This is a genomic window from Paenibacillus sp. FSL H3-0286, assembly GCF_045040705.1.
GTDB lineage: Bacteria > Bacillota > Bacilli > Paenibacillales > Paenibacillaceae > Paenibacillus_AQ > Paenibacillus_AQ odorifer.
On sequence record NZ_CP150285.1, the window covers coordinates 6,825,023 to 6,851,034 of the forward strand.

At 44.4% G+C, this 26,012-nt stretch carries 22 protein-coding genes; 2 read left to right on the forward strand and 20 right to left on the reverse strand.

Features of this window, described 5'->3' with window-relative positions; translation table 11 throughout:
* Positions 1 to 178 precede the first annotated feature (178 nt).
* Complete coding sequence (locus MHB37_RS30415) at positions 179 to 1,219, forward strand: copper amine oxidase N-terminal domain-containing protein (protein ID WP_076181920.1); 1,041 nt, start codon at positions 179 to 181, stop codon at positions 1,217 to 1,219.
* 459 nt (positions 1,220 to 1,678) lie between these two features.
* Here the strand turns inward: MHB37_RS30415 and MHB37_RS30420 are convergent, their stop codons facing one another.
* From MHB37_RS30420 to MHB37_RS30455, 8 genes are all read right to left on the reverse strand, one after another.
* The gene (locus MHB37_RS30420) at positions 1,679 to 4,396 is read right to left on the reverse strand and encodes a CHASE3 domain-containing protein (protein WP_081387820.1); all 2,718 of its coding nucleotides are present in this window, start codon (positions 4,394 to 4,396) and stop codon (positions 1,679 to 1,681) included.
* Positions 4,397 to 4,609: 213 nt separating this feature from the next.
* Positions 4,610 to 5,317, reverse strand: a complete 708-nt coding sequence (locus tag MHB37_RS30425) for a DNA alkylation repair protein (protein ID WP_076191766.1) — start codon at positions 5,315 to 5,317, stop codon at positions 4,610 to 4,612.
* 33 nt (positions 5,318 to 5,350) lie between these two features.
* On the reverse strand, positions 5,351 to 6,925 hold the full coding sequence (locus tag MHB37_RS30430; RefSeq protein WP_076191661.1) for a diguanylate cyclase: 1,575 nt from the start codon (positions 6,923 to 6,925) through the stop codon (positions 5,351 to 5,353).
* Between the two features lie 83 nt (positions 6,926 to 7,008).
* The gene (locus MHB37_RS30435; RefSeq protein ID WP_076124082.1) at positions 7,009 to 7,530 is read right to left on the reverse strand and encodes a YcxB family protein; all 522 of its coding nucleotides are present in this window, start codon (positions 7,528 to 7,530) and stop codon (positions 7,009 to 7,011) included.
* A 131-nt stretch (positions 7,531 to 7,661) separates the two neighbouring features.
* Positions 7,662 to 7,910: a type B 50S ribosomal protein L31 gene (locus MHB37_RS30440; protein WP_036682161.1), complete on the reverse strand. Its 249-nt coding sequence runs from the start codon at positions 7,908 to 7,910 to the stop codon at positions 7,662 to 7,664.
* Positions 7,911 to 8,132: 222 nt separating this feature from the next.
* Positions 8,133 to 8,921 (reverse strand): SDR family oxidoreductase, encoded by a 789-nt coding sequence (locus tag MHB37_RS30445; protein ID WP_076191658.1) that lies wholly within the window; start codon positions 8,919 to 8,921, stop codon positions 8,133 to 8,135.
* Positions 8,922 to 8,937: 16 nt separating this feature from the next.
* Positions 8,938 to 9,708: a class III extradiol ring-cleavage dioxygenase gene (locus MHB37_RS30450; RefSeq protein ID WP_076181911.1), complete on the reverse strand. Its 771-nt coding sequence runs from the start codon at positions 9,706 to 9,708 to the stop codon at positions 8,938 to 8,940.
* A complete protein-coding gene (locus tag MHB37_RS30455) occupies positions 9,705 to 10,358 on the reverse strand; it encodes an alpha/beta hydrolase (RefSeq protein WP_076191656.1) in 654 nt (217 codons plus the stop codon). Before MHB37_RS30455 ends, MHB37_RS30450 begins: the two co-directional genes overlap by 4 nt.
* Positions 10,359 to 10,502: 144 nt before the next feature.
* Between MHB37_RS30455 and MHB37_RS30460 the strand changes: the two genes are divergently transcribed.
* Entirely contained in the window at positions 10,503 to 11,054 is a 552-nt protein-coding gene (locus MHB37_RS30460) for a helix-turn-helix transcriptional regulator (protein WP_076191653.1), read from the forward strand.
* A gap of 6 nt (positions 11,055 to 11,060) precedes the next feature.
* On the opposite strand, the gene MHB37_RS30465 is transcribed toward MHB37_RS30460, so the two are convergent.
* The 12 genes from MHB37_RS30465 to MHB37_RS30520 form a co-directional block, all read right to left on the reverse strand.
* Positions 11,061 to 11,912, reverse strand: a complete 852-nt coding sequence (locus tag MHB37_RS30465; RefSeq protein ID WP_076191650.1) for a diguanylate cyclase domain-containing protein — start codon at positions 11,910 to 11,912, stop codon at positions 11,061 to 11,063.
* Positions 11,902 to 13,998 (reverse strand): cellulose biosynthesis cyclic di-GMP-binding regulatory protein BcsB, encoded by a 2,097-nt coding sequence (locus MHB37_RS30470; protein ID WP_081387819.1) that lies wholly within the window; start codon positions 13,996 to 13,998, stop codon positions 11,902 to 11,904. The genes MHB37_RS30465 and MHB37_RS30470 overlap by 11 nt, the downstream gene beginning before the upstream one ends.
* 52 nt (positions 13,999 to 14,050) lie before the next feature.
* Complete coding sequence (locus MHB37_RS30475; protein ID WP_036682179.1) at positions 14,051 to 15,301, reverse strand: glycosyltransferase; 1,251 nt, start codon at positions 15,299 to 15,301, stop codon at positions 14,051 to 14,053.
* Between the two features lie 28 nt (positions 15,302 to 15,329).
* The gene (locus MHB37_RS30480) at positions 15,330 to 16,880 is read right to left on the reverse strand and encodes a hypothetical protein (protein ID WP_076191647.1); all 1,551 of its coding nucleotides are present in this window, start codon (positions 16,878 to 16,880) and stop codon (positions 15,330 to 15,332) included.
* Complete coding sequence (locus MHB37_RS30485) at positions 16,877 to 18,430, reverse strand: hypothetical protein (RefSeq protein ID WP_081383189.1); 1,554 nt, start codon at positions 18,428 to 18,430, stop codon at positions 16,877 to 16,879. The genes MHB37_RS30480 and MHB37_RS30485 overlap by 4 nt, the downstream gene beginning before the upstream one ends.
* A gap of 31 nt (positions 18,431 to 18,461) precedes the next feature.
* Positions 18,462 to 19,616 (reverse strand): glycosyl hydrolase family 8, encoded by a 1,155-nt coding sequence (locus MHB37_RS30490; protein WP_256717191.1) that lies wholly within the window; start codon positions 19,614 to 19,616, stop codon positions 18,462 to 18,464.
* Positions 19,617 to 19,786: 170 nt separating this feature from the next.
* A complete protein-coding gene (locus tag MHB37_RS30495) occupies positions 19,787 to 21,832 on the reverse strand; it encodes a catalase (RefSeq protein ID WP_076301495.1) in 2,046 nt (681 codons plus the stop codon).
* A 137-nt stretch (positions 21,833 to 21,969) separates the two neighbouring features.
* The gene (locus MHB37_RS30500) at positions 21,970 to 22,983 is read right to left on the reverse strand and encodes a potassium channel family protein (RefSeq protein WP_076202050.1); all 1,014 of its coding nucleotides are present in this window, start codon (positions 22,981 to 22,983) and stop codon (positions 21,970 to 21,972) included.
* A gap of 87 nt (positions 22,984 to 23,070) precedes the next feature.
* Positions 23,071 to 23,463, reverse strand: a complete 393-nt coding sequence (locus tag MHB37_RS30505; RefSeq protein WP_038573772.1) for a DUF350 domain-containing protein — start codon at positions 23,461 to 23,463, stop codon at positions 23,071 to 23,073.
* Positions 23,460 to 24,053: a hypothetical protein gene (locus MHB37_RS30510; RefSeq protein WP_232061559.1), complete on the reverse strand. Its 594-nt coding sequence runs from the start codon at positions 24,051 to 24,053 to the stop codon at positions 23,460 to 23,462. Before MHB37_RS30510 ends, MHB37_RS30505 begins: the two co-directional genes overlap by 4 nt.
* 69 nt (positions 24,054 to 24,122) lie before the next feature.
* Positions 24,123 to 25,325: a glutathionylspermidine synthase family protein gene (locus tag MHB37_RS30515; RefSeq protein ID WP_076181895.1), complete on the reverse strand. Its 1,203-nt coding sequence runs from the start codon at positions 25,323 to 25,325 to the stop codon at positions 24,123 to 24,125.
* The gene (locus tag MHB37_RS30520) at positions 25,322 to 26,011 is read right to left on the reverse strand and encodes a hypothetical protein (protein ID WP_076124098.1); all 690 of its coding nucleotides are present in this window, start codon (positions 26,009 to 26,011) and stop codon (positions 25,322 to 25,324) included. The genes MHB37_RS30515 and MHB37_RS30520 overlap by 4 nt, the downstream gene beginning before the upstream one ends.
* Position 26,012 lies beyond the last annotated feature (1 nt).

Here is a 26,012-nt window from a genome sequence, read left to right on the forward strand (position 1 = left end):
GTGAGCGATTGTTAATACTTACATATTACTACATATAGCTGGGGGGTCTTATGCTTTTTTTATATTTGCAGTGAATGAAGATTACAATCGGGATGCAAAAAAACTGCAACATTTTGGAGGGGTGTCCCGTCAGAATAATAACAACACTAACAAAAGATTTTAAAAGGAGCTCACAACCATGAACAACATTTTAAAAACAAGTACAGTTCTTTTAACTTTGTCCCTAGCACTTTCTACAGGAGCAGCTTATGCTGCACCCACCACAACTTCTGCTAAAAATGAGGCTAAACAAACCTCCGCTAGCGTTAATCAAAAGACGTTTGCGATTGAAATCAACGGATCGACTATTAAAGAAACAGGCTTCCAAAGCACAAGCGGTAAAGAGCCGATGGTACCACTACGTTCAATTACTGAAGCCCTTGGATTTGAATTAACCTGGAATGCACAGAATAAATCCGTTGAACTTATCAATGGCGCTGTATTCACTACAGTGAAAGCTGGAGAAGATCGTTATAGTATCAACAAAATGAATACAACACTTGGAACTGCACCACAATTGGTTGACTCCACTTTGTATGTCCCAGCTTCCTTTTTAAGCGAAGTAATTCATCAAAACATGACTGTGAAGGGAGATTCCATTGTGATCAACACAAATGCCGCCGAGCAGCACATGACTAAGACTGGTGTGATTACAGCAGTCTATGATGGTGGTAAATACCAATCCGTTCAAATCCAAGGTGTAGGTACGGATGGAATCGTATTAAATGTAGGGGAAGATACGGCTATTGAGATGGCTGACGGCACTAAAATTGCACTCAAAGATCTCCATATCGGGATGACAGTAAAAGCAGAACACTCCATGGTCATGACTATGAGTCTTCCGCCACAAACACCAACTTACAAAATCACCGTTCTGGATAAGCAAAAACAAGATGATCTTCTAGGTACTGCTGGTACTATTGAAGAAGTTCAAAAAGACGATAAGGGAAATATCAGTATCACTGTTAAAGGTAGTGGCCTGAGCGAATTGTCACAAAAAGAAGTAGTACTGCGCATTAGCGAAGACACAGTGCTCATTAACAAAGACGGCGAAGCTGTTAAAAGCAGCGAGCTTGTTAAAGGCACAAAAGTTATCGGATTCTACAGCCCAGTGCTGACCAGAAGCCTGCCACCAATCGGCACAGCTGTCAAAGTTGTAGTAGATTCTGCACAACAATAAGAGAGAGACTGGAATCTTATTAAAAAGATTCCAAAGAGACATTAAAACAGCGATCCTTCCGTTATGGGAGGATCGCTGTTTTGCGTTATAGACTATAGGTTGGCTGACTCGCTTCAGCCGATTTGTGAGGTAAACGAAAGCCGGCTGAACGCTTGGTCACACTTTTACTTGCCTTGCTGCAGAGTTTGGGATGATCATAATCGCGAGCCTTACGGACCCAGCTGACTTTATTTGCGAATTTTCTGCCTTCAGAGCAGCGTTTCGGACTCCAGCGCCACTATTCATTAAAAAGAGGGGCATATTCGATGTTTTTTATGCCAATAGTGTCAGTGGGGTCCGTTAGAATTATAAATGTGGTAAAAAGCTGCGTTAACGGTCAGCTGTGTCCGATAGCAGAGCAGATTATAGTTACTTCGTTCGCGCAACTTCACTCGAGTTGTCCGAAGTTGGAGGTCTAGCTCATGAATCGCTAGCCAGTATCAATTGCATCAACGCTAATAAACGCTCCAAGTTAACAGGCTTACTGAGATAATCTGTTGCCCCAGCCTGTAGGATTTTAGCCTTATCTTCCTTCATCGCTTTTGCAGTCAGTGCAATGATGGGAATATCCTTCTTTGCGGGCATTTGTCTGATCCGATTGATTGCCTCATACCCGTTCATCACTGGCATCATAATATCCATAAGAACGATATCTATAGAAGCCGCTTGCTCCAGTTCATACAGGCCGCTCTCTCCGTTAGTAGCTGTAGTTACATGCAGCCCGCGCTTTCTTAGGGTATTTGATAAAGCGAACAAATTCCGTTCATCATCATCCACGATAAGTACATGCTTTTGATTCAGAGAAGTGAAGTCAGTACGTGTATCCTCAGCCGTTGTAGCGGCAAGTACCACTCCACTCCCGATCTCTTGAATAACAGTCGCTTGATCAGCCACTTCCTCAAGGCTTGGAGCCTCAAGCTGCAAAGGCAAATACACTGTAAAGACACTGCCCACACCCTCTTGGCTCTCCAGCGTAATTCTACCACCAAGTAATGTTGCCAGCTCTCTGGATATGGATAAACCAAGCCCAGTTCCCCCATATTGACGTTCTGTATTTCCATTCGCCTGTTGAAATGCTTCGAAGATAATTGACTGTTTGTCTTCTGAAATCCCAATTCCAGTATCTTTGATGGCGAAGGCAATAAATTCCCCTGTATACGAACCTGCCAAATCCAGCAACTCGTCCTTAGTTGCTAAACGGATTTCCAGAGTGACTGCGCCTTCCGCTGTAAACTTAAACGCATTGGACAGCAAATTTATAATAATTTGCCGTACTCTTTGAGCATCCGAATAAAACAGCGGGGGTAAGTCCTCTCCGAGCTGTATTTGCAAAGGAATCTCTTTTTTGCGGGAAAGCTGACTGAAGTTCTGGATCATTGCCTCCGGAATCTCCGATATATTTATCGCTTCAATTTCAATATTCAGCTTTCCTGCCTCAACCTTGGACAAATCCAGAATGTCGTTAATCAGCGCCAGCAGATCTTGTCCCGAAGAATGAATGGCTTTTGAGAATTCAATATCCTCTTCGCTTAGAGCTCCCGACTGGTTCTCCATAAGAAATTCGGAGAGCAGCAGAATGCCGTTCAGCGGAGTTCGCAGTTCATGAGACATATTAGCCAGAAACTCAGATTTATATTGTGAGCTTTGCTGCAATAACTCTGTGTATTCACTAAGCTCCATTTGAGCTCTTTCCGCCTCTAATGACTTTTGTTCCGCCAGCAGATTCTTATCCTCCAGCTTTCTATTTGTTGCATGCAGTGACTCCGTTTGGATCTGCAGCTCCTCAGACTGAGTCTGTAGTTCCTCGGTATATACCTGTAGTTCTTCGTTTAGACGCTGAGATTGTGCCAGAAGTTGGTCAATCTTCATACTGTTAATCGTGCTGTTAATTGCAGAGCCAAAGGCATTCGAAATAGACCCTAGGAACTTAACCTGCAATTCCGTAAGTGGAGCAAAGGCGGCGATTTCCACCACAGCAACTACCTCACCCGAAAAAGAAATCGGCATTAACAGAAGCGCCTTCGGCGCAGAAACACCCAGCCCAGACTGTATGTTAATATAATCCTCCGGCAGATCCTGTATTTGCATCAAACGCGCCTCTTTAGCACATTGTCCAACTAGACCTTCTCCGGTCTGGAATGCCCGCTGATCTGGAATGTTACTGCTTCCGCCAAAAATAGAGACTCTCTTAAAGAAATCCCGATCATGATCCTGTGTTCGAACATATAAGGATCCATATGGATAATTGATCACTTCTGCGGTTTTGCCAAGAAAAATATCGCCCAGTTGCGAGATATGTGTGATGCCCTGATACCTCGCCAACAGTTCGTTTGCGTTAGCCTGAATCCATATCCGTTCTTGTTGCGTGTCTATCAGATGATTCGTAGCTACGCTCAGATCCCTGATCTCATCATTCGTGGTGATCTCTATCCTTGTCTTCATATCTTCGTCAGATTTCAATTCTGCAATCGTATGGGTAACTTTACGAACCGTACTAACGATGGAGCGTGAATTGATCCACGAAGCGACCATCGCGGTAACCGCTATAATTGCCCAAGCAATATAAAGAAGCTCTAGCAATAATTTATTCTTGTCTGCTTGTCTAGCTATCAGACTGTTGGTGTTCTCTTTCATCGTCTCGCGGTAAGTGCTGATCTGATTACGAATCCGATCCATTTGATCTTTGCCATCGTCGGAATTAAAGTATCTTAGGAGCTCAACGTCCTGTCCCTCTTTTTTCAACTGGATCACATAATTTCCGGACTGTTCGATCCATTGCTTAATTTTACTTTCAATACCCAACAGACGCTGTAGCTGTAAAGAATCATTAGCAGTCAGCACGTAGAGCTTATCATAATTAGCCTCCCATTCAGCCTTACCCAAATTGTAGGGCTCCAGATACTTGTTATCGCCGGTGATGACATATCCGCGTTGTCCGGTTTCCATATCCAAAATATTCTTCTCAATTAGATTAGCTAAATTAGTAATCTCTCGATCCTGATGAGAGATGAAGCTGGTTTCCCGCTGTAGAGCATTGATTCTTCCATGCATGACAAAAACGAATCCTAATAGACAGATCACGATTAAAACTGTAATTGACAGTATTTTATACTGCAAAGTGAATCGGCGTTTGTTCACAACTAGCCTCCGTCCTGTCTTCTAACTATAAACCCCTTTCTATTCTACATCATTGTAAAAGATTACTTGAATAAGGCTTCATTAATTCTTCTATGTAAATTTTGACTGCTGCTAATTTAAACAATTTCCGCAGGGTTGAAACACTTGTTTTTCCCGGAATAAAAAAAACCCCACAAGTGCCTTTCACCTTGAAGGGTTACCTAAATATCTAACTTAGCAAATACAAGTTTTCTTCTTCACACCAAGCTTCCCAGCTTGTTCAACCTTAGCAATATAATCAACAGCCATAGGAACTTTACAAGTGGTTTGTCCCATGTTCACCTGGACCTTACCTATACCTGCTGCGATCTTTGCTGCCTCCTCATGCAGTTCTGTGATACTGCTGCCCACCATAATTAAGAAAGTATTCATCGTATAACGGACACGATTCCGCTCCCGATGAATAGTAGCGCCTACTTGTTGTAACAACTCCCTAATTTCAGCGATGTCCAGCTTATCATCCGGTGTAATTGAAATGTAATTGGCATAAGTGCTCCAGCCGCAAATGGCTATTAGTTCATCCGAGGAACGAATCCACTCTCTCGCAAGTTCCAATCCATATGGACTCTCTGCGGCGAGAGGGGATACTATATATTCCACTACCGCATGCCAACTGGCCGCCGAAGCCCAGCTTTGAAGCTCTTCCTTCGTCATACTCTTAGGATTGACCGTTAGTCCAGCCAAATACATTGCATCGTAATTGCCTGTCTGATACAAAGCCCTTGCCAGACTCTGATCTTTTTTCACATCCTTAACCAGCTTCTTCATATCCCCTACCTTTACTCCAAATAAAGGTTCCACTGCGCCATGTCGTAAGAAAGTACGTTTCGTCTGCTCTGTACCCAACTCCTCAAGCTTGCTCATCACTTCATCAACAGTCAGATTCATTAGGCCACTCCCTTATCTTCGATGTTCTTATCCCTTTACCGCTTCTCTTATGATCGGTTCACGACCTAACGTAACTCTGTTCTTCCCTGTATTCTTAGAGTGATATAACGCTTCATCCGCTTCCCGATATAAATCTTCGAAAGTCACCTCTCTACGCTCCGTAAAAGAGATTCCGATACTTGCGGTAAGATGAATGCTATCCTGTTCATTCAAGATTATCGTGTAATCACTCATCATTGTACGAAAATCCTCTGCTTCTTTTAAGGCTGCACGTTTATCTTCAGCGAAAAAGCATACAGCAAATTCCTCGCCACCTACTCTTCCAGCAATACCTTTATTCTGGTATACCTGAAGTATTTTATTCGAGAAATCAACTAACGCCTGATCGCCCGCTAAATGACCATAAGTATCATTAATTAATTTAAAATCATCGATGTCAAATAACAGCAGAGCCAACCCTAATCCATCCGGGATCGTTTGATTCTGAACCCTTTGCATGAAATGCCTGCGATTATAAAGCCCTGTCAGATCGTCAACCGTTGCCTGATAGACCAGTTCACGCTCATATCGCTTTTTCTCACTATGATCACTAAACACAATAAGCATACCCTTATTCTCTGTTGTCGCATGCTCCGTAGCAATTAAAGAAACCCCATAACAGAGCTCCCCTGCGCCAGAACAAACTACCTCAAACTGTCCTTCCGTCCTCTGACTGTAATGAGCTGCAATGTCTTTGTGAGACTTCGTAAAAAGATCAATGTTTTTTCCCATCCAATTATCGTTCGCTATTCCGGTAATGTCGTATAAAATAGCAGTCGCCGCATCGTTTATGCCAATGATATTATCATAACGGTCAGTCAGAACTACGCCGTCTTTCATGTGCTCTAGAATTTTGTTTTTGGTTAGAGGGAAGATGGTTAATTTGGAGCTAACAAAAAGTGCAAAATAAGCCGCTATAATCGCAGGCAAATAAGTAAACGCCGTAAAACCTGTAATGGTAATCTTCAAGAGGGGGAGTAAAAAGACGGAAATAACCGGAACCAGCAAACCCGCCAACAGCAGGACATTAGTCCGCAAATAAACTCTCGGGGTATTCAGTAGGGAAACTGCAAGCAAGCAGACTGCATATAGCCCAAAAAGCTGATCATACGCAATAAAAGCCATACTAAGGAGCGTAGGCTTTACAGCAATTCCACTAACACCCGCAACCGTCAGGACGGACACTTCACTGCGCATCAGATGATGATAGCTATCCGTAAAAATAAGAAGTACATCCATAACAATAGGGATAGAGAAGATGGCAAGCTTCACGGGCAGGCGCCCTGTGGAAGGAGATACGTATTCTTTTACCACAGCATAAGTAAAGAGCGCACTAAAAAAAAGCGGAGCCTGCTGTACATTCTTCCACCACAGCTTAGACTGAAAAGAGGGTGACATAATCTCTCCCGCTGTTGCAACAAATATAAGGCTGACTAACAGCATTAAGATCCACAAATAGCGTCTCCCTGCTAACTTACGGTGCCGATAGGAGCTGACGCCCATGTACAGACTTAGAACACTGCCCATTAATAAGTAATACGGATATCCCTGAATCCATGGCATGCCATATTTCTCCTATTTTTCAAGTCGCTCCTATCATTATAGCCTAATCCTTGGTACAAATGAATCAACAATAACAGCACATCTTATGCTTTAAATTTCACCCGATTGGAGAACATATATTTTCTGGCTAAATCCTTAAATGTTATTTTATCTTGTGCCGATTCAAAGAAACGTTTAGGGATAATCAGCGCTCTCTGTGTGGACACAAAAAACACAAACAAGTTCGTAGTTTCACCTATCTTATGTATCTCTTCCCACTTCACTTGCCCAGTGCCCGCTTCGGAAAGATAAGATATGCCTTCATCTGAAATCGTATAATTTTGCGGTTGCTGAATTAGGTTATCTGTTTTGAACGCCTTTTTCGATTTTTTGATCAAGCTTGCCTTGGTCATATACCATAAGACAGCGGCAAGAATTATAGCAGTCACAGCCAGGATTGAGATGCTTTGAGTACTGTAATCCTTAGTAATTAATAACAAAATCATAAAGTAAGCGACTACGCTAAAAGAGTTGAGTATAATCCGGCTATTCAAGCTGAACCATAAGTTAAACTCCTGAACGTCTTCACTCTTTAGGACTGTATCTACTTTTATTACATTTTCCATCACTGATCGCTCCCTCGACGCCATGTATATTTTTAAATTCATCTCATTTTAACATGCCTGAACACAAAAAAGGGACATCCCCGAAGCGATTGCTTCTACATGGGTTGTCCCTCTTCAATCCGTAAGGATTCTTATTTCTTTTGTGCAAGACGTTGTTTGAACTTGTCAACACGGCCGCCTTGTTCTGTATCTCTTTGTTTACCAGTGTAAAATGGGTGGGATGCGGAACTTGCGTCCACACGGAGCACTGGGTAAGTGTTGCCGTCTTCCCATTCCATAGTTTCATTGGATGATTTAGTAGATGCACTCAAGAATTTGAAGCCTACGCTTGCATCCAAGAAAATCACTTGGTTGTACTTAGGATGTATGCCTTCTCTCATTCTGATCGTCCTCCTTCTGAATAAATTCGTGGAGCCTTTATGGTAAATTATCCAAATGATCTGTAGGTTTATATATAGTATAACCTAATAAACGTAGGAAAATTCGTAAATCTTACGATTTAGACCACCGCTCCATCATACGCTTATTTAGAGCACAAAGCAACTAATATTGAAATTACTAATATTTCCATAACCTTTCCAAGCCTACCCATAACGCCGGAGTTAGAGCGATTTCACCATTCCTCCATCGACTAAAAGAGATTGTCCCGTAACATAAGTATTCGCAAAAGAGCCTAGAAAAACAGCAGCCTTGCCGAATTCTTCGGGCGTGCCCAATCTTCCTAACGGGATTTGCAGCAGCGCTTCCTCTTGAATCTGCTCCATAGGGATCCCCTCTGCTTGCGCGCGTTTGCCGTCTAGTTGAAGAATCCTGTCGGTTGCAATACGCCCTGGTGCGATCGTATTAATTAAAATGCGATCCGCAGCCAGCTCAGTAGCCAAGCTCTTGGTCAAGGCATACACGCCAGCGCGAAAAACATTGGAAAGAATCAACCCCTCAATAGGCTGCTTGATAGAAATCGAGCTTATATTAACGATTCGCCCTGCCCCAGAAGAGCGCAGATGCGGCAGTGATTCACGGATCAAACGAATGGTGCTCATCAGTGTGAGCTCAAATCCTTGGTTCCAATCCGCGTCTTCCATATCAGCGAAACCTCCGCCATGAGGCCCCCCCGCATTGGTCACTACAATATCAAGCCCACCGTTTTTGGCTACAGCCGTTTGAATAGCATGTACGATATCCTCTGGGACAGTCACATCCATCTGAACAATGTTCACCTGCTGTCCTGTGGCTGCCTGAATCTCTTTCTGTGCGTCTGCAAGCTGCTCCATACTCCTGCTGGCGATCATTACCTTCGCTCCCTCACGGGCGTACTCCAGCGCAGTTGCGAGTCCTAACCCTTTACTTGCTGCGGCTACAAAAACTGATTTCCCACGAAGTCCCAAGTCCATCATTAATGCCTCCTTCTTAATTAAACTCCCAACAGCTAAGACTTAAATTGCCATACTGATAACTTCGGTGCAGCAGCTTCGCTTCCTTCCCTTTATCGCCAGCTCCCATAGCTATTATCAAGGGGATAAAGTGCTCACTAGTCGGCACTGCATCAACGCCATAAGGAGCAAGCTCCTGATAGTTAAATAGCGACTCTGTATCCCAAGCTTCCACCCTGTGCTGCAGCCAGTCATCGAATGTCTCCGCCCATTTCTCGACGTTCTCCATTCCCCACTTCACGCTACGCAAATTATGGACGGTTCCACCGCTGCCAATAATCATAATATCCTGCTCACGCAGCTCAGATAAAGCCTTACCCATTAAATATTGCTGTTCATTGGACAGCTCTCGATTAACTGACAAAGATACGACAGGAATATCTGCATTCGGATAGATTAATTTAAGAATAGCCCAAGCTCCGTGATCTAGTCCACGCTCTGTATTTAATTTGCTGGCAATCCCATTCTTGTGGAACAGAGACATAATTTGCTGTGCAACCTCATTGTCCCCTTTGGCAGGATAAGTCATTCGATACATCTCATCTGGGAAGCCATAGAAATCATAGATGGTGTCGAAAGTCTCCATAACTCCAACCGATTGTGTGTGTTCTTCGAAATGTGCAGAAAATACAACAATCGCTTTCGGTTTGACATTCCTCTCAGCGAGCTCCCCAAGAAATTTCGTATATGCATTGTTATCAAGTACCAGAGAAGGAGCACCATGGGCAATAAAGTAAGAAGGTATCATAGTTTATCACTCCCTAAGTTCTGCCGTAACCAAGCGATCAGGTCCTGCTGATTCTGCGGTAATACACCATGATCCGAAGGATAAGTTTTAAAGGTTAATAATGGGGTTAGACCTTCGAAATAAGCGGCTGTTTCTGTCCCCACTGAAATTGGAAATACAGAATCATATTCACCATGCGAGATGAAGACCGATAACTCCTGCACACTCTTCAGCTCATAATCCGTCTTCACAAACCCCGGAACATAACCGTTCAGCGCTACAATTCCCCGAAGCAAATTCCCCATTGTAAGCGCGAGAGTCATGGACAAAATGGCTCCTTGACTGAAGCCAAGCAGATAACGGTGTTTAGCATCTATAGGGTATTTGTCGGTGGCGTATTCGATAAACTGCTGCAATTGCGATACAGCCTGATCAAACTGCTCGCGGATGGGATGACCTAGACTTTTGAGATCATAATATTGAAATCCTGCCCCTAAAATCATATTTCCCCGAATCCCGATAATAATAAACTCTTCAGACAAGGACTCAACAAGCCCGAACATATTCTTCTCATTGGAACCTTTGCCATGCAAGGTGAAGATAACCGGATAAACCCGATTCTCATCGTAACCGGAAGGTAGACTGACATCATATATATAAGGTGCCTTCATAACTAAACACTCCTTCAAAATATTTGTAATACAAAAATAATATTTGTAAAGATAATATTATAAACCTCTAGCTAGTATGTCAATTAATAATTTGTTAATATAAAAATATATTTGCTATTACTAATATCAAAAGGGGCTTTACTAATGAATATAGGTTCAAACATTCGTACAATCCGTAAAAGAAAACATATTACGATTGCCCAAATCTGTGAAACTACTGGCCTGTCACAAGGTTTTATGAGCCAAGTTGAGACTAATAAGACCTCTCCTTCGATCGCAACCCTTAGCCTGATTGCGGATGCGCTGAACGTTCCGTTGGCTTATTTGCTGTTAAAAAAGGAAGAGCGGATGCAGGTGGTACGCTCCAAGGAGCGGCAAATCACCAGTAGCGGAAGTGATAAACTGCAAGTTGAGCATTTAAGCTCGGCAGGTGGTGTACGAATGGTGCTTGTCCATTTCCCTCCGGGTACTTCTACGGGTGAAACTCCGCAGGCGCACGAAGGCAAAGAGGTCCATTTAGTGATAAAAGGTGAGGTGTATGCGGAGCAAGGTGAAGATTTCGGGATGTTCCAAGCGGGGGATTCCTTTAGCTGGAATGCCTGTGTGCCACATCTGGTCATAAATAAAGGCGATGAGCCGGCAAGCGTGCTCATCGCCATCCATACAGAGGCTGATAGTGAAACCGTTGATTTTTAAGCTGGTCTACACGTCGTACTCCAGCTGTTTTTTGGCCTGAACAATGAAATCCAGCGGATTCTCAATCGTGCCGGCTCGGTATTCGACCGCCCCAATCTTAAGCCCCAGGCTGACCTTATATTTTCTGGAGAAATTATTGTCATTCAACTCCTGAAGCTTGAGCTTAATCCGCTCGATCACAATCTTCGCCCCATCGCTGTCCGTGAACAGCAGCAGGCCCCATGTTGCTTCATCCTTATCTAGCAGATAGAGTGCATCATTGGTACGAATACTCGCCTGACTAAGCTGAGACACGTCATAGATAGCTTCTGCCAGCTGATCTTCAGGAATGATCCGTCTGATCTCTTTCCAATACTTCACCTTCACCACTAGCAGGGTGAGCGGAATCCGATAGCGGGTCGAAATGCTTGTAAATAATGTAGCATCCGTCTGAAAAGAAATACTGTTCCGCAAATTTGTGTTTTCATCGACGATAGCCATATTGGCAGTCTTTTTGCGTAGCTGCTCATTCTCCACCTGCAAATCACGGCTGCTTAAAGTGAATACCCATAGAACGACCGTTAATAGCGGAGTCATAATTAGCCAGAAATAAGTATTCAGGCTAATCGTTTCCCCCAGCGTTATCGTCTGGTACATCGTGTAGAATCCGTAAGCAAAGATAAATACCAGATTCAAGACCAGACCCGCAGTGACCGTCGTAAAATACGTAACAATGGCCAGAATAAAAGCCACCGTTAAAATGATAATATTCTGGAGGTAATCATCCGGTGCACCCGCAATAAAGACGATACAGAGGAACGATAACACCAGGAATGATAAGAGAGCGATGTCCGACACTAAGCTGCGATTACGTCTCACGCTTATCACCACGTTTCTTCATGTGTTTGCGAAGCAGCAGGATCAGCGATAGAACTACCAGCGTCAGCACCAGTAAAATCACGATGATAAAACTGAGTACATCCGACCGTTCCATTATTTTCTGGGCCACAGAGTCCTCGGCTGCTCCAGTGATCGTTTTGAAGCGGTGTGCGCTGACATTACCGTCTTTATCAACGATTGCGCCATCGCCAAATACCTTCCATTTATCCCGCTCTGTAGCGAGCAGCTTCGATCCTAAGTAATACTCTTCCGAGCTGACCCCCGTAACCGCGAGCAATGCACGTCCCGCCTCAAATGGCGAATCAATCAGCTGCAGTGTTCCGATTCGTGCGCCGTATTGCTCTTCAATACTCATTTTCTCATTGGAGCGAATTGTGGTTCCATCTCCGTTATATTGAAAATAAAGCTTAGCATTCTGATCACGGATCACCTTATTATTCTTATAAGCACCAATAGCGATGATATTATTATTTTTCAAATGATCGGCGTTGACGGTATCGGTATAGAACTGGATATTCCCTATATTTCCGCTGGCATATTTACCAAGCAGATTAAAGATATTCGATACACTTAAATAGGCGTAATCATCCATTTGTTCGGGCAGTACAACCGCCACATGATTATAGATCCCATCGCGGATGAACGGATATGGATAGTTATTAAATAAGAGATCCGTGCGATCCTTCGTATTCAGCTGCATTACAGAATCTTTACTGATATAAGCCCACGGCATTTGGTCCCGATCGATAATACATCTGGCTCCTTCGATCTCCAAATCAAAAGCCACTGTCACCGAGAAATTTCCGGAGATATTCAAATTCTGAGGCACCGAGAGATTAAGAATATCGCCATTCGCCAGTTCCTTAGTCAGCTTCTTACTGCCAATCGGAGTATTGTTGATGCTCACGGTAACCAATGAACGAGTAAAATCCAAATTCTGTGCATAACGGAAATCCAGGCTGATTTTACCGGAATCGGCAATCGAGCGGTTCGCTGGCAATGAAATAAAATACGTCTGCTCCTGATGATGTGCCCCGGTCAGTTTATCACCTGTTTCAGTGAACGTGATGTTAGAGCTAATCGAAAGCGCAGGTGCTGACACTTCTGTAGCATCCGTTACTGTTTTCAGATCACTAGTGATCTGCCCGATCAGCTCTGGATTAGCAATCAAACGACCCGCTTTAATCAGCAAGTTCTCATCCTTCGAGGTTACAACCAAGGTGGGCTGGGTATCCTTATTCACTAGCTGGAGCAGCGCGTGCGTACCCAAATCTTCAGTGGAGCTTAGCTGAGCTTTCAGCCCGCTTGGTACTCTGTCATACATAGCTACCAGTACAACTGCGGCCTTATTCTGCACAGTGTCTGCCCGGTAGGGAAGCAAGGGAATAGTCTTATCATTTAACGTAATCCCCTTAACAAACCCGGAGAGAGCATAAGTGGCTGCTTCCATTTCTGCCGCTGTGCTTTTGTCCGGTACAGTCAGAATACTCTGATTCTTCGTTAAGGTATCTATCCCGGCGAATCGCTCGCTGAAGTCACTGATCCCTCCACTCAAGGGCTTTGCGGTATAAATCACGTTAATACTGGACGTATTGAACAGATGCAGCCAATTATCCGACGTTTCATCGACCGAACAAAAGAGGTCATCTTGACGATCTGTCTTTAAATAGCCCTGAATGCCCAGCGTATTCGTCCCTTTTTTCAGAAACCCCTTGGGCGCCACAAGGGTCAACAGCTGTTCGCCGTTGTCTTGTAGTGACGGACGAAACGTATAGAACGGGCTGCCGTTTAGCGTTAAGGTAACACTAGAAATCTGCTCTTCGGTAATTTGTGAAATTTGAAAATGCAGTTTGATCTTTACTTGATCCACATTCCAATAATCCAGAACCTCAAAATATTGCTGCTGGGCACTCGAACCTGTTAAGGACGAGTCCGTTCCCGTAAATGAGGTTGTGTAAGTGGACTTATGTTCCTGCGGCAACGTCTCTGCGGCAGCAGGATGGATTGGAATTAACAAAAGGGAGAGGCAGGTTAACAGTATAACCAGCTGTTTTTTTATCTTCATGTTCTGTTTCTCCTGTGATTACATTTTTCTCATATGACTTTTTGGTGCCTCGTTAGTAGCGCTCCGTCTTATACCATTTGGCTTCTCTTTTGAAGATGAGGTCTTTTAGATATAGATATAATCCGTTAGCCGCGACAACCATCCACAGCTGGCAATAAGACACATACATCAACATTACAATCCCTAGATTGGACAAGCTCATCTCGCCCTTTTCTGTCGTTAGCGTGATGAAGGTCCCCACAACGAAAAGAATAATAGCGAGCAGCCATAAGAAATTACTAAGACCTGCAATAGTAGTATGCACATAACCCAAAGCATGCAGGATCAGCAGCACATCCGAGGTGATTAACGACAGCAGCAGCAAGAAGTAAATGGATAGAAAATAAAGAATATCGAACCGGACCTTTGCGGCCGATTTATTGAACAGCAGCGGAATATTTTTGACAATGACATAAATATTGCCCTTCGCCCAGCGGGTTCGCTGCTTGAACCAGACCTTCAGGGTCTGTGGTTCCTGCTCCCACGTGACGGATTTCGGCTGGAACTTGATTTGGTAACCCATCATATAAATCCGGAAGCTGATTTCTGTATCCTCGGCTATCGCTTTGACATCCCAACCACCGATGCTTTCCACAATTGACCTGCGCATAATGAAATTGGTTCCCGGAATAGTGCAAAGCTTGAACAGCTTCCAGCGCCCCGCTTGAGCCATCCATTGAAAGGATAAGGTCTCAATATTAATGAACCGGGTCAGTAAACTTGCATCACGATTACGGGTCCGGAACTTCCCAATCACCGCACCGAGGCTGGAATCATGCATGATCTCAGCAACCAGATAACGCAAAGCTGTTTTCTCAGGAGTATTGTCGGCATCATAAATAGCGATTAGCTCCCCTTTACAGCTGGTAAAGCCTATATTCAAGGCATTGGATTTACCTTTGCCTCCTGTAACTGCATCCGTATTAATGACTACCAGCTGACGCCCCGGATTTCGGGATTGTATGCCCGCAAGCAGCTCAGCACTGTTATCAGAGGAGTTATCATTAATCACAATAATCTCATACCGATCTTGCGGATAATCCAGCGCCAGCAGAGATTCAACCGTCTTACAAATCACTACCCCCTCATTGTGAGCGGGAACCATAATTGAAACAAAAGGATATTCGCCCTCTATCTCTGGTATGTCCTCATTTTCGGATTTAATGTAATATAGATAGCCCGCGATAATGAGGGTCACATTCACCAGCAGCAGAGACCAAATACAGATCACCGCAATCACCATCAGCACGTCTGAAATCGTCATAGGGTCCTCCAAATCACGATTAGTTGTCTCATTTCAAAAACTTTCTGCGATATAACCGGTATCCGATCATCAACAATCCGCCAAACAGCAGCAGAGAAATCATGATCACAACAATAAAAAATTGATTCTGAATATTAAAAAGTCGGGTGAAGCTCTTTTGCTGCTCCTCTGTGTAGCGATAATCGCTATCCACTGTTTCCGGTGTATAGTCCAGGCTTAGAGGTTGTCCATTAATAGAAATCATTCCATCTAATGAGGAGATTGTGTTCTGATCAGTAACAACCTGATGCTCTTCTTGCTTATAATCGGCAAAAGAAACCCAATTCCGTTCCAGACTTTGCAGCATTTCTTCAAGCTGACGCTCATCCTCGGGCATGTCGACGGTGATTACAGTATCCATCGGCAAATGCGGTATCACTTTATTGGATGTATGCAAAGCTTGAAGAAATTCCAGCGGAACGCTATATAAAGAGGATGGAAAGGATTTAGAGGTGTCGCTCTGCTCCATATAATCAATCTGATCATCCGGATATAACACCACAGAATCAAAAAAGCTCATCCCCGCTTCTGAATACTCTTTGTCATACGACCAATGCATTTCCGCACCGACTCCAAGCGGCCCAAGCCCGTTTTCGGCCAACAGATTGATGAAATCATTTATCTTTCCTTTAAGCGTATGGTCACTGGAGCTTATCGTTGGCATCACCACTGGGGCATTGACCAGAATGCTTCCATTGCTGGATTGCACACTTTTCATAGCCACTAAATAACGCTGCATGGCCGGATAGTCGGTATTGCTGAACACAGGCCGCACACTTGCAAGAAACGGAATCCCCAGTTGATACAGCCGCTCACCCGTTTCTGCCAGCAGTCGCAGATCGGAGAAAGGATAGATTTCTTTGATCGCAAGGTACATTTTAGGAGCAGCAGTGATATGGAGCCAATCCTTCAGAACATACGCCATCCCCAGCGTACTAACATTCCCTTGTTCAAAATATGGGGCATATGTATCATTCCCCTTACTCACAGCGTACGGTGCTTGCAGACCCTCCTCCGCAAAAGAGAGTTGCCCGAAGGATTTGACCGCCTGACTCGCTACAATATAAGGCATATCCTGCACCTTAGCTTGAATTCCGGAGAACTGTCCGATTTCGAGCTCAGCACTCCCGTCATAGATCACATCAGTGGTTAGCTGTAACGCCTTCGTTAGACTAGCGGGTGGGTTGTACCCGATATGCAAATACTGCCCCTGATAATGCTCCCAATCCTCTATGTAGGATTTATTCGTGATCGAAATATCCGCTTCGTTACGGACCATGATCACTCTGGAGTAATTTTTCAGCATCCCCTGCTCGTATTGATCTAGGCTTCGAAGTGTAACCTTTGTCGAGTAAGCTGCCAGCAGACGTTGAAGTTCAGTCACATTTCCATCCTTAGCGGTCCCCTTGGCAAGACTGTCATAGAGCAGTAAGACTTGTTGTGGTGATGCAGCAGATTGAACAGGAGTGGCGGGAAGCAATAGGATGGTTAAGCTCAGGGTCAGCAGCAATATACAGTATAAGATCCCTCTGCGCTTCAAACACTCACATCCTTTTGAGGCTTTGTATATGGACTAGAAGTGGTGGGACTTTCGTTAACCGGCTTTTTGCGATTTTTCGAGAATCTGCGTCCGATCACACTAGATACTGTCAGAAAGGTCACCAAATCAAAAGATAAAGTGAACAAGAATTCATGCTTGGAAATGTCGGCATCACCCGCACCAATAATCGATACAAAAATGCCTGAAAGACCAATGCCTATCGTAGCGACAATCAATACCATCCGCTGCAATCCTCTAAAATTGCGTGCCTTGATGGCTGTTACGAGGGAAGGCATATACAGACCAATGACAAGCACTGTCCAAAGGAAGATAAAACCTATCGTTCGTGGTGCCAAAGCCTTTTTCAGCTGACTATATCCAGTAAAAAAGTGACTTTGTGCTCGAAATTCCTTCCCAACGGATTGCTCATAATTGCCCATCGCCGCTGGTTTAATCGAGAATGCACTTTGAGCAGCAACATTAAGAATCGAGTTAAGCTGATCCGGATTCGATATATAGTATTTAAGGATCGAAACAAATCCGTAACGACTGTAAAAGTTCTCTTGGAGGATCGGTGAATTCACATCAATAGTTCCGTACTTCTCGTAATAAATGCTATTCTTCAAGATGGCATATTGTTCATCAATATCGAATGACTTCAGTGCCTTCTCCGGATCGGTGGAATCCTTCAGCACCCCTCGGGTCATGGCATGGAACTGGTTAATATTCACGAACTCATCCGAGATATTCAAATAAGTGAACACACCTGCGAACAGGATCAAGGCAAGGGAAACCAGGGTCAGAATACGAAAGATCTTATCCCTGCGAATCCAAAGGATTGAACACCCCAGAACCGCAATGATTATACCCACTGGCGCATTTTGCTGTTTGGAAGTAGTCAGGATGATCGTACTGATCAAGAACAGGGCCAGCAGCACATAGTCATTGTATCTTTTTTGATATAACAACAACCAAGCTGCGAACATAGTAATCATCGTGATCATCACGACGCTCTCGCCGTAAAAGGAGTTGAAATAAGCGGTATACCCGGTATCTCCAAATATAAAAATAGCAATACCTGCAGTGAGCCATCCCTGCTTGCGGGTCATCCCCCATGTAATAGCCTCTATTAATAAGTAGATCGCCGCAGCATATAAAATCGTGTAAATGACTGCTTGAAACCGGATATCGAAAACCTCGCTGCTAAAAAACAGCTTATTAAGTCCAATGGACAGCTGGATAAATAGGGACTGTGAAGAAAATAATGTCGCGCCATTCTCATTAAAATACTGAAAGATTCCATATTGCTTTACAAAATAACCAAAGTATTGCTCGTCATAATCCGGCAGATTGAAATAAATTCCGTTACTATAGATGCTGCGAAAAAAATCACCATTATCCGCCATTCCGACATACGGGGCGGTAAATAAGGCGATGATGGTTATAAGCAACACTCCAAAAGCAGTGATAAAAGCCGGGGACAATGGCAACGGTAGGTTAGCGAGTGTCATCCCCTGCCTCAGAGGTGATTTCACCATGTTGTTTATCATGCAGATTCACCTTCGTTACTATAGGTTTAAATTAATAGACATAGGCCAATGATGCCATCAGATTGTCAAAGGAATAGGCTTGGCCACTAGCTACATCGCCGAAGCCTCCATACAGTGAGCTGCCGGCATCGGTTATTCTGAACTCGTTCATTCTTTCAATGCTTTTGCGATAGAGTGCATCGTCTCCGGTCTCGGCACCAATCATAGCCGTAATGGCGTAAATGGCTGTTGAGCGAATATCGTTAAGCGGCTTTCCCTCACGCGAATATTGTCCATATAATGTGCCAGCCTCGACCTGCTGCTTGATAAAATTAATGCTGGAGGATTTCTGCTGGTCTACCTCTGCCAAAGCCAGAATAGACAGTAGCGATTCTACTGTATTGATATTCTCCGAACTATAGGTTCCACTCTCATAATTAAACCTTGTTTCATAGAAGGGAAACTCATCTGATAAATATCCATCTTTCAGAATAACGCTCATATTATTCAACAAAAAGTCACGAGATTCTCCAGAAACCGACAATTTTCGCATTGTACCTAAATCAATATAACATAAAGTAACGAATGTGTTGGTTTTTTTGTAATTTTCATCATAGAAGTCATACATATATCCATTTTTTACATTATAGTTATAAAACCTCTCACCATACTTAGCCGCTTCTTCTGTATATTGTTTATCTCTAAACGTATCCCCCGCTTCATAAAGCGCACGAATGATACGTAAGTCATCAACTGCAGCATTCACAGGATATAATTTCTGCTGTTTAGGGCTATACCGGTAGCTAAAACCACCCTTCATATCAAAGGTTTGCTTAGCCAGCGCCCATTCTTCTGCAAATCGCTCTTTCTCACCACTCCGTACGGCTGCCAGCATCCTCAGAGAGGCAGACTCACTTAGAATCTCATGGCCGCTTGCTGCTTCCCCGGATTGCTCTGTTTCAATTAAATTCGTATAAACACCGGACGAGCCGGTAAGCTTCGTAACAATAAATTGCTCTAAAGCATCCAATTCCTGTGAAGGGTCCCCCATATCATTATTAGCCGAACCCGTAGGATTCGGTGGCTCTGTTGTATGAACATTCGCGGAGGGCGAGGGTGTTGATGCCGGCATTGCTGTTTGCTCGCATGCTGTTAATGCTGTAAAACCTGTAAGTACCACTATAGCAACAGCTATCTCTTTCCTCAAAAAATCACCTCTCTAAGCATCTGCTTATATTGCCTAGTATTATCTATAACGGTAATATACATCACATCCTTAATCCAAATGTTAAATTTATGAAACCATTAGATGAAAAAAAAGAGGCATCCACACGCCTTCTGACGAGCAGATCCTCCTTTTTTTGTAATTTACTTACTTTATTCCATACGTTCCCAAAAACGATGGGCAGTAATGGCCGCAACGAAGCTAGCCGCAAAAACTTCCCCACCATCGCCTATTATGACTCCCGGACTGCTTCTATGTTCATCTGTTGCAAGCAGCTCAGCAAGTATTGTCGTCATCGCGATAGGTTTAAAATGTGCATAGGCTTGGTTGAGGAATAACGCTGCATCTTTATGGAATTTCTTGCGTTCCGCATTTCCACCCGCCGCATAAATCGCATCGAAGAGCACCGAATCTGTAGTGGACAAGGTATGGATGACTTCAAGCTCTGTGCCGCTTGAGCCTTTAATAAATCCAAGCTTATCACTGATTAGCTCCGGTTGTATCCCAGCTCCCATAAGCGTTTCCAACACAGGCATTACCGCAGCTTCATCAAAACCATCTCCGATAATCACGCCTACTTTCCGCGTGTTGGGATGTTTTTTCGTATTAGCCTGACTTAAGGCAGGGGAAGCTTGAGTAACCTCGGAACCGCCAACTTCTGGAGCCGCTACTCCAATGGCTTCTGCCACAGGTACAGCAAGCTCGGAGGTAATGTTAGCAAGCATATTTACGACCTGCTGTCGGACCGACTTACTCTTAACCTTTCCAAGCTCAAAAGAATAAGCTTCGATAATATGCAATTGTTCCGGAGGGCTCATACTATTCCAGAATAACTTGGCTTGTGAAAAATGATCCTCAAAGCTTTTACTCCGGCTCCGTACCTTACGGCCCTCAACCTTTTCTTGATAATGCACATAACCGCCTTCTGCCTCTGGGACAGGTCTCGGCGTATTTTGGGCCAGAGAATTATTATGATAACTCACAGTGCCCTGATTAATCGTCTGCCGCCCATATCCGTCACGCTGGTTGTTGTGGAAAGGACACACCGGTCTATTAATCGGCAGTTCATGAAAGTTAGGACCCCCAAGCCGAATCAGCTGGGTATCCGTATAAGAGAACAATCTGCCCTGAAGTAGCGGGTCATTGGTGAAATCAATCCCTGGCACTACATGTCCAGGGTGGAAAGCCACCTGCTCCGTTTCGGCAAAAACATTATCCACGTTGCGGTTCAAGGTCATTTTCCCAACGATCTGCACGGGCACGTCTTCCTCTGGCCATAGCTTTGTAGGGTCCAGCACATCGAAATCAAACTTGAATTCGTCTTCTTCACTAAGAAGCTGAATGCCCAGCTCGTATTCCGGAAAGTTGCCGGCTTCAATCGATTCCCATAGATCACGGCGGTGAAAGTCAGGGTCCGCTCCGGATATTTTCTGTGCTTCGTCCCACACCAAAGAATGTACACCAAGTACTGGTTTCCAATGGAATTTAACAAAATGCGCTTTCCCCTGTTCATTGATCAGACGGAAGGTGTGAACTCCAAACCCTTCCATCATCCGGAAGCTTCGCGGAATGGCGCGGTCAGACATCAGCCACATCGCCATATGGGCCGATTCCTGATTATTGGCGATGAAATCCCAGAAGGTATCATGGGCTGATGCTGCCTGAGGCATTTCATTATGCGGCTCCGGCTTAAGCGCATGCACTAAATCAGGGAACTTAATCGCATCCTGTATAAAAAAGACCGGCATATTATTGCCTACCAAATCATAATTGCCTTCTTCGGTATAAAATTTGGTCGAGAAGCCCCGGGCATCCCGCACAGTTTCGGCCGAACCCCGTGATCCTGCTACCGTTGAGAACCTGACAAACACCGGGGTCTTCACGGACGGATCTTGAAGGAATTTCGCCTTCGTATATTCTTTCAACGATTTATATACTTCAAACTCCCCGTGGGCGGCAAATCCGCGTGCATGCACGATCCGCTCAGGAATCCGCTCGTGATCGAAATGGGTCATTTTTTCCCGAAAATGAAAATCCTCCAGCAAGGTTGGCCCCCGGTCACCGGCTTTTAGGGAGAACTCATCCTCGGACACTTTCAATCCCTGATTGGTTGTTAAAGCGTGACCTTCGTCCTTACTGCGAAACTGTTCCAGTTGCTCATTTTTGCTATTTCCGTTCACTTTTTGCTGTTCACTCATTAACAATGGCTCCTTCCGAAAGGTAGAGTAACGATAATATTCATCTCTTACCCTTAAGGAAGGAACGGCAAACAAAAAGAAGCGGAATTCCGAGAAGCCATTCTCCCGAAAATCCGCTTTACTCGCTTATCACTGACCTAACCTTTAATTCTCCGATACGTCTCTTCATCCGAAACAATATATAATCTAGCCTCTTTAGGAATAGGCTGGTCCAGCTTGCGATTGATGCTAAGGTCACTACGATCCGAGAGTAAAGTTGCACCTTGAAGGAGCAATTCCTGAAACGCCTGCCCATAGGTCTTCCATGCACTATTCACTGGAATCTCATAAATATCATCCCCATACTGGCGGCTCAGCAGCTGCGTAATCACCTCTGAATTCCCCTCTTGCAGAGCGGATCGGACTGCCAATCTAGAAATGGCATCATGCGACAGAACGAATTCATTGACCTGAACATGCCTGAAATTCTGTATATTCTTCTCCTGCATAATTTCTACGGTAGTATGTACTTGTGGCGCTATGCGCTCAATGCTGGAGGCGATAAGCAGAGATTTCCCGTCAATTAGCGATGCTTCATCAATCCGTGTGTCTCCGAACACAATGGCTGCCCTGGCTTCGTGTATGTTAGCTTTAAGGAGAATCTCATCGCTGGAAGCATCACCGCTTACAAAGTGGACCTGTTCCATATGCTCCAGCGGATGCCGTCCTATCTCATCAATGATGACGATATGACATTTAGGTGAATAACATAACACCTCATCTACCGCAGCTTGCGCTTTCTTACTCCAATTGATTAATATCACATGATCCTTTCCCCGGAAGCTCAATGTTCCTGCTCCTCTCCTTCTCTGCACCTCTGCAATAGAGTCAATAACCTTGCCAATAACCAAGCTGAGAAGACCAATCCCAAAAATATACAGAAACATGGTGAATAGCTTACCCACTACAGTCTCTGTAAAATAATCTCCATACCCAACGGTGGCCATCGTTGTCATGACCCAATAGAAGGCATTAAACCAGTTGTGGAATGTACTCGGTTCAAGCAGGTAAGCTATCGATGCGCTAAGAATTATAAAGATCAAAATAATCAGACCGATCGACCGTTTGCGTAAACGCATCATCCTGGTGGATATTCTCAGAAAAAAATGCATCTGCCATCCCTTCCTCACATTAATAAAGCTGCCTCTCGAGGTTATTACTGAGGGCAGCCTTATCCATGTCCATCTGCGATTTTTGAACTAAACAATCAAACTGCTGACTGCAAATGCTGTGCCGATAAACACCAAGCAGAGCATAGTGCCTACTGCCACATTGCCTTTTTCCAGATGTTCTGAAATTTTAAAGCTTGGGGTCGCCAATTCAAAAATCCAGTAAGCAGCGATGAGGCATACATAACCGACAGCAAACCAAATGATCATATGCAGAATAGAGGTATTCGTATACGCCGCTACTCCAATGATAATTGCTGTAGCGAGAAATTTGCCGCCAAGCGCTAGAGCTACAGCCACATTTCCTTTTTTCAGCTCTTCCATATCCTTGAACGGGGTCATCAAGCCAAAGATAACCATACCCAATAATTGCAGAAGAATAATCACAAATATACTGACTATTAAATTAACAACAATCGTCACTTTGCCCACCCCCGAAATTTCGCATATGCCGAGTCATAATCGGCGAAATCATGTACTTCCTCAAGGACTACGGAAGCGGTCTTTTCTTTCTCTAATGCTGCATAACGCTCATCGTCTATCGGCTGCTTGATCCGGTTGCCGGAAGGCAGCTCAAGGACGGCAAAGTTTCTTGTCTTCTCATTATATTTTGTCTTGTATACTCCTACAAGATCAACATCTGTAGTTACCGATACCTTAAGGTTGGTAAGATCCTCGACTGCTGTTTTTTCATCGGGATACGATTTAATGGTCGTCCAGGAAGAGAGGCGGACTTCATTGCGTTGGTCGGCATCTGTGATCAGCTCAGCGTCCATGAACTGCAATGTCCATATTTTATCGCCAGTAGCATAATTCTCATCATTCGGCAGCAGCTCATTATCCGGCAACACCGTCATATCGCTACCAATTAGATCACCTACAGTACTCTCCACAACCCGGTAATCCCAAGGTACCCGTGCAACACTGTCAGAAGTTTCAGCAGTGCCTGAATCAAACACACTCCCCTGATTACTGGAACATGCACTAAGCAGCAATACCGTTAGAAGCATCATACATAAAGCCCCGATCCGGGCCTTTACTAATCTAGTAGACGACTTGTTTATAGCCTTACTTTTATCCAACTATCTCACTCCCAACGCGATAAAATGACTGGCATTGCCCGTAATCAGTCCGCCAGCCCGGCCGAGCAGCCCACACGGCTTCCCATTAATGACGAACATGCCTGTCAGTAGGTGGAATTCACCTTCGGCGGTGTGTATTCGGGCTAGTTCAGCTCTTTTTTGATATACAGAGGGAAAAAGCTGACTGCTATCATAACCCTCTTCGTCCTCAATTTCTAGAGTTCCACTATCGTCAAAGAGACGTACAGAACCGCCTTCGCGGCCAAATACAGATTTGGACACAAAGCTGCCAGAGAACACAGGCTTATTATAAGTCGGCAAAATATAACGTGAGATCGCCTCACGCTCTTCATTGTCAAATAATAAGCCAAGCTCATACATTCCCCACACAGCTGCAATCAATCCCTTAGACTGCAACAGGATACTGTGCGGTCCATTAAAAAGCTGAAGATTTCCCTGCTCAACAGCATAGGCAAGTGCATCTCCACCTTCATCGACGGCCATCCACTCTTTAGGATATAGGGCGAACATCCGCTTTATCACCCGGTCCTCCCCGTCCTTCAAAATGCCCTCATCGACCCACAGGTCGAGACAGTCCACACACTGAATAGTAAGCCCGCTATGTCTGGCCAAGGCTTCAATCGTACCCGAATCTTCAAGATGAGACCCATAAGCAACACAAGCTGCGGTATCTGGACGTTCTATCTGCCAGGCTGCGGCAAGTTGTTCCTTCATCGCATGATTTGGACTAGTCACACCCGCCTGTTCACAGATCCAAGGTGTTGCTATGGAAGCCTCCACATAACCTGTAGGTGTATCGGCATTCAGTTCCAGAAGCTTGATGGTTCCATCATTAGCTATCGCAAAATCGAACCTTGCATACCGACTGATTAGACCTTCTTCCGGAATAGGAAACCCATCAAGCATCTCCCAAAGAACAGGAGGAATGCCCAGCAGCTCATACAAATCGCGTTTTAGATGTATATACCGAACCGCTTTATCGAGGATAGCCCACAGCTTTGCGGAGGCTTCCTCAAGCTCTTTATAAATGTCGCTGCGCATCACAGCTATTGCATCCATCCAGTACTCTTCTTCCTCTAGATCTGCCCAAGTGAACCCAAGCTCATGCAGCGCTTGTACCCGTGGGCCCCGCTCCAGATCAGACAAATCCAGAATCTCAAACACGCTCTGCTGATCACTCATCCGCCGAAACCACTCTTACTAGAACCAGATCTCGATGAAGATTTCGAGCCTGAGCTTGATTTAGAGTTCTTCGAAGAGTTTAAGCCACTGGAAGTGCCACCGATTCCGTTCTTTGAAGAGGAACCTCTTCTCGTGATGGAACCCGTGGATGAGGTTGAGGTTTTAGGTTTCACTACAGAACCGGGCACCTTTTTATTCTGGAACTTTTCGCTGCTATAAGTAGGTGGTTTATAAGTGGTTCTCGTGCCTCCATAATAGGTAGGACGGTCCTTAGCCCATCCTCTGGAGGAGTAATTGGCACCGCTGTTAAACAACATGTGATACAGAAGCAAATCCGTCCAGCCAAAACCTGAATGATAACCGCCATAGTTATTCACTACCGTTGTTCCGTTTGAAGTTACTACGCCTTGGCCTTGCTCCTCTACCTCTTTCGTACCTTCTTCGGGGTAGGGAATATTCCAATCCACATTTTTATCAAAATAAGCTTTAACCTCTTCATTAGACCAAGAGACTAGCTGTGGTTCGCCCGCAGAAGTATTCGCGCTAGCCCCCGCTCCGCCAGGAATAAACATAGCATTCGCTAATAAGGCTATGCCTAGCGATGTTGATAATACACGGATGGGTTTGCCATCTGCGGTAAATAATTTTGATGCAGGCAATTCCTTATCCCTTTCTTCTTTAGCCATC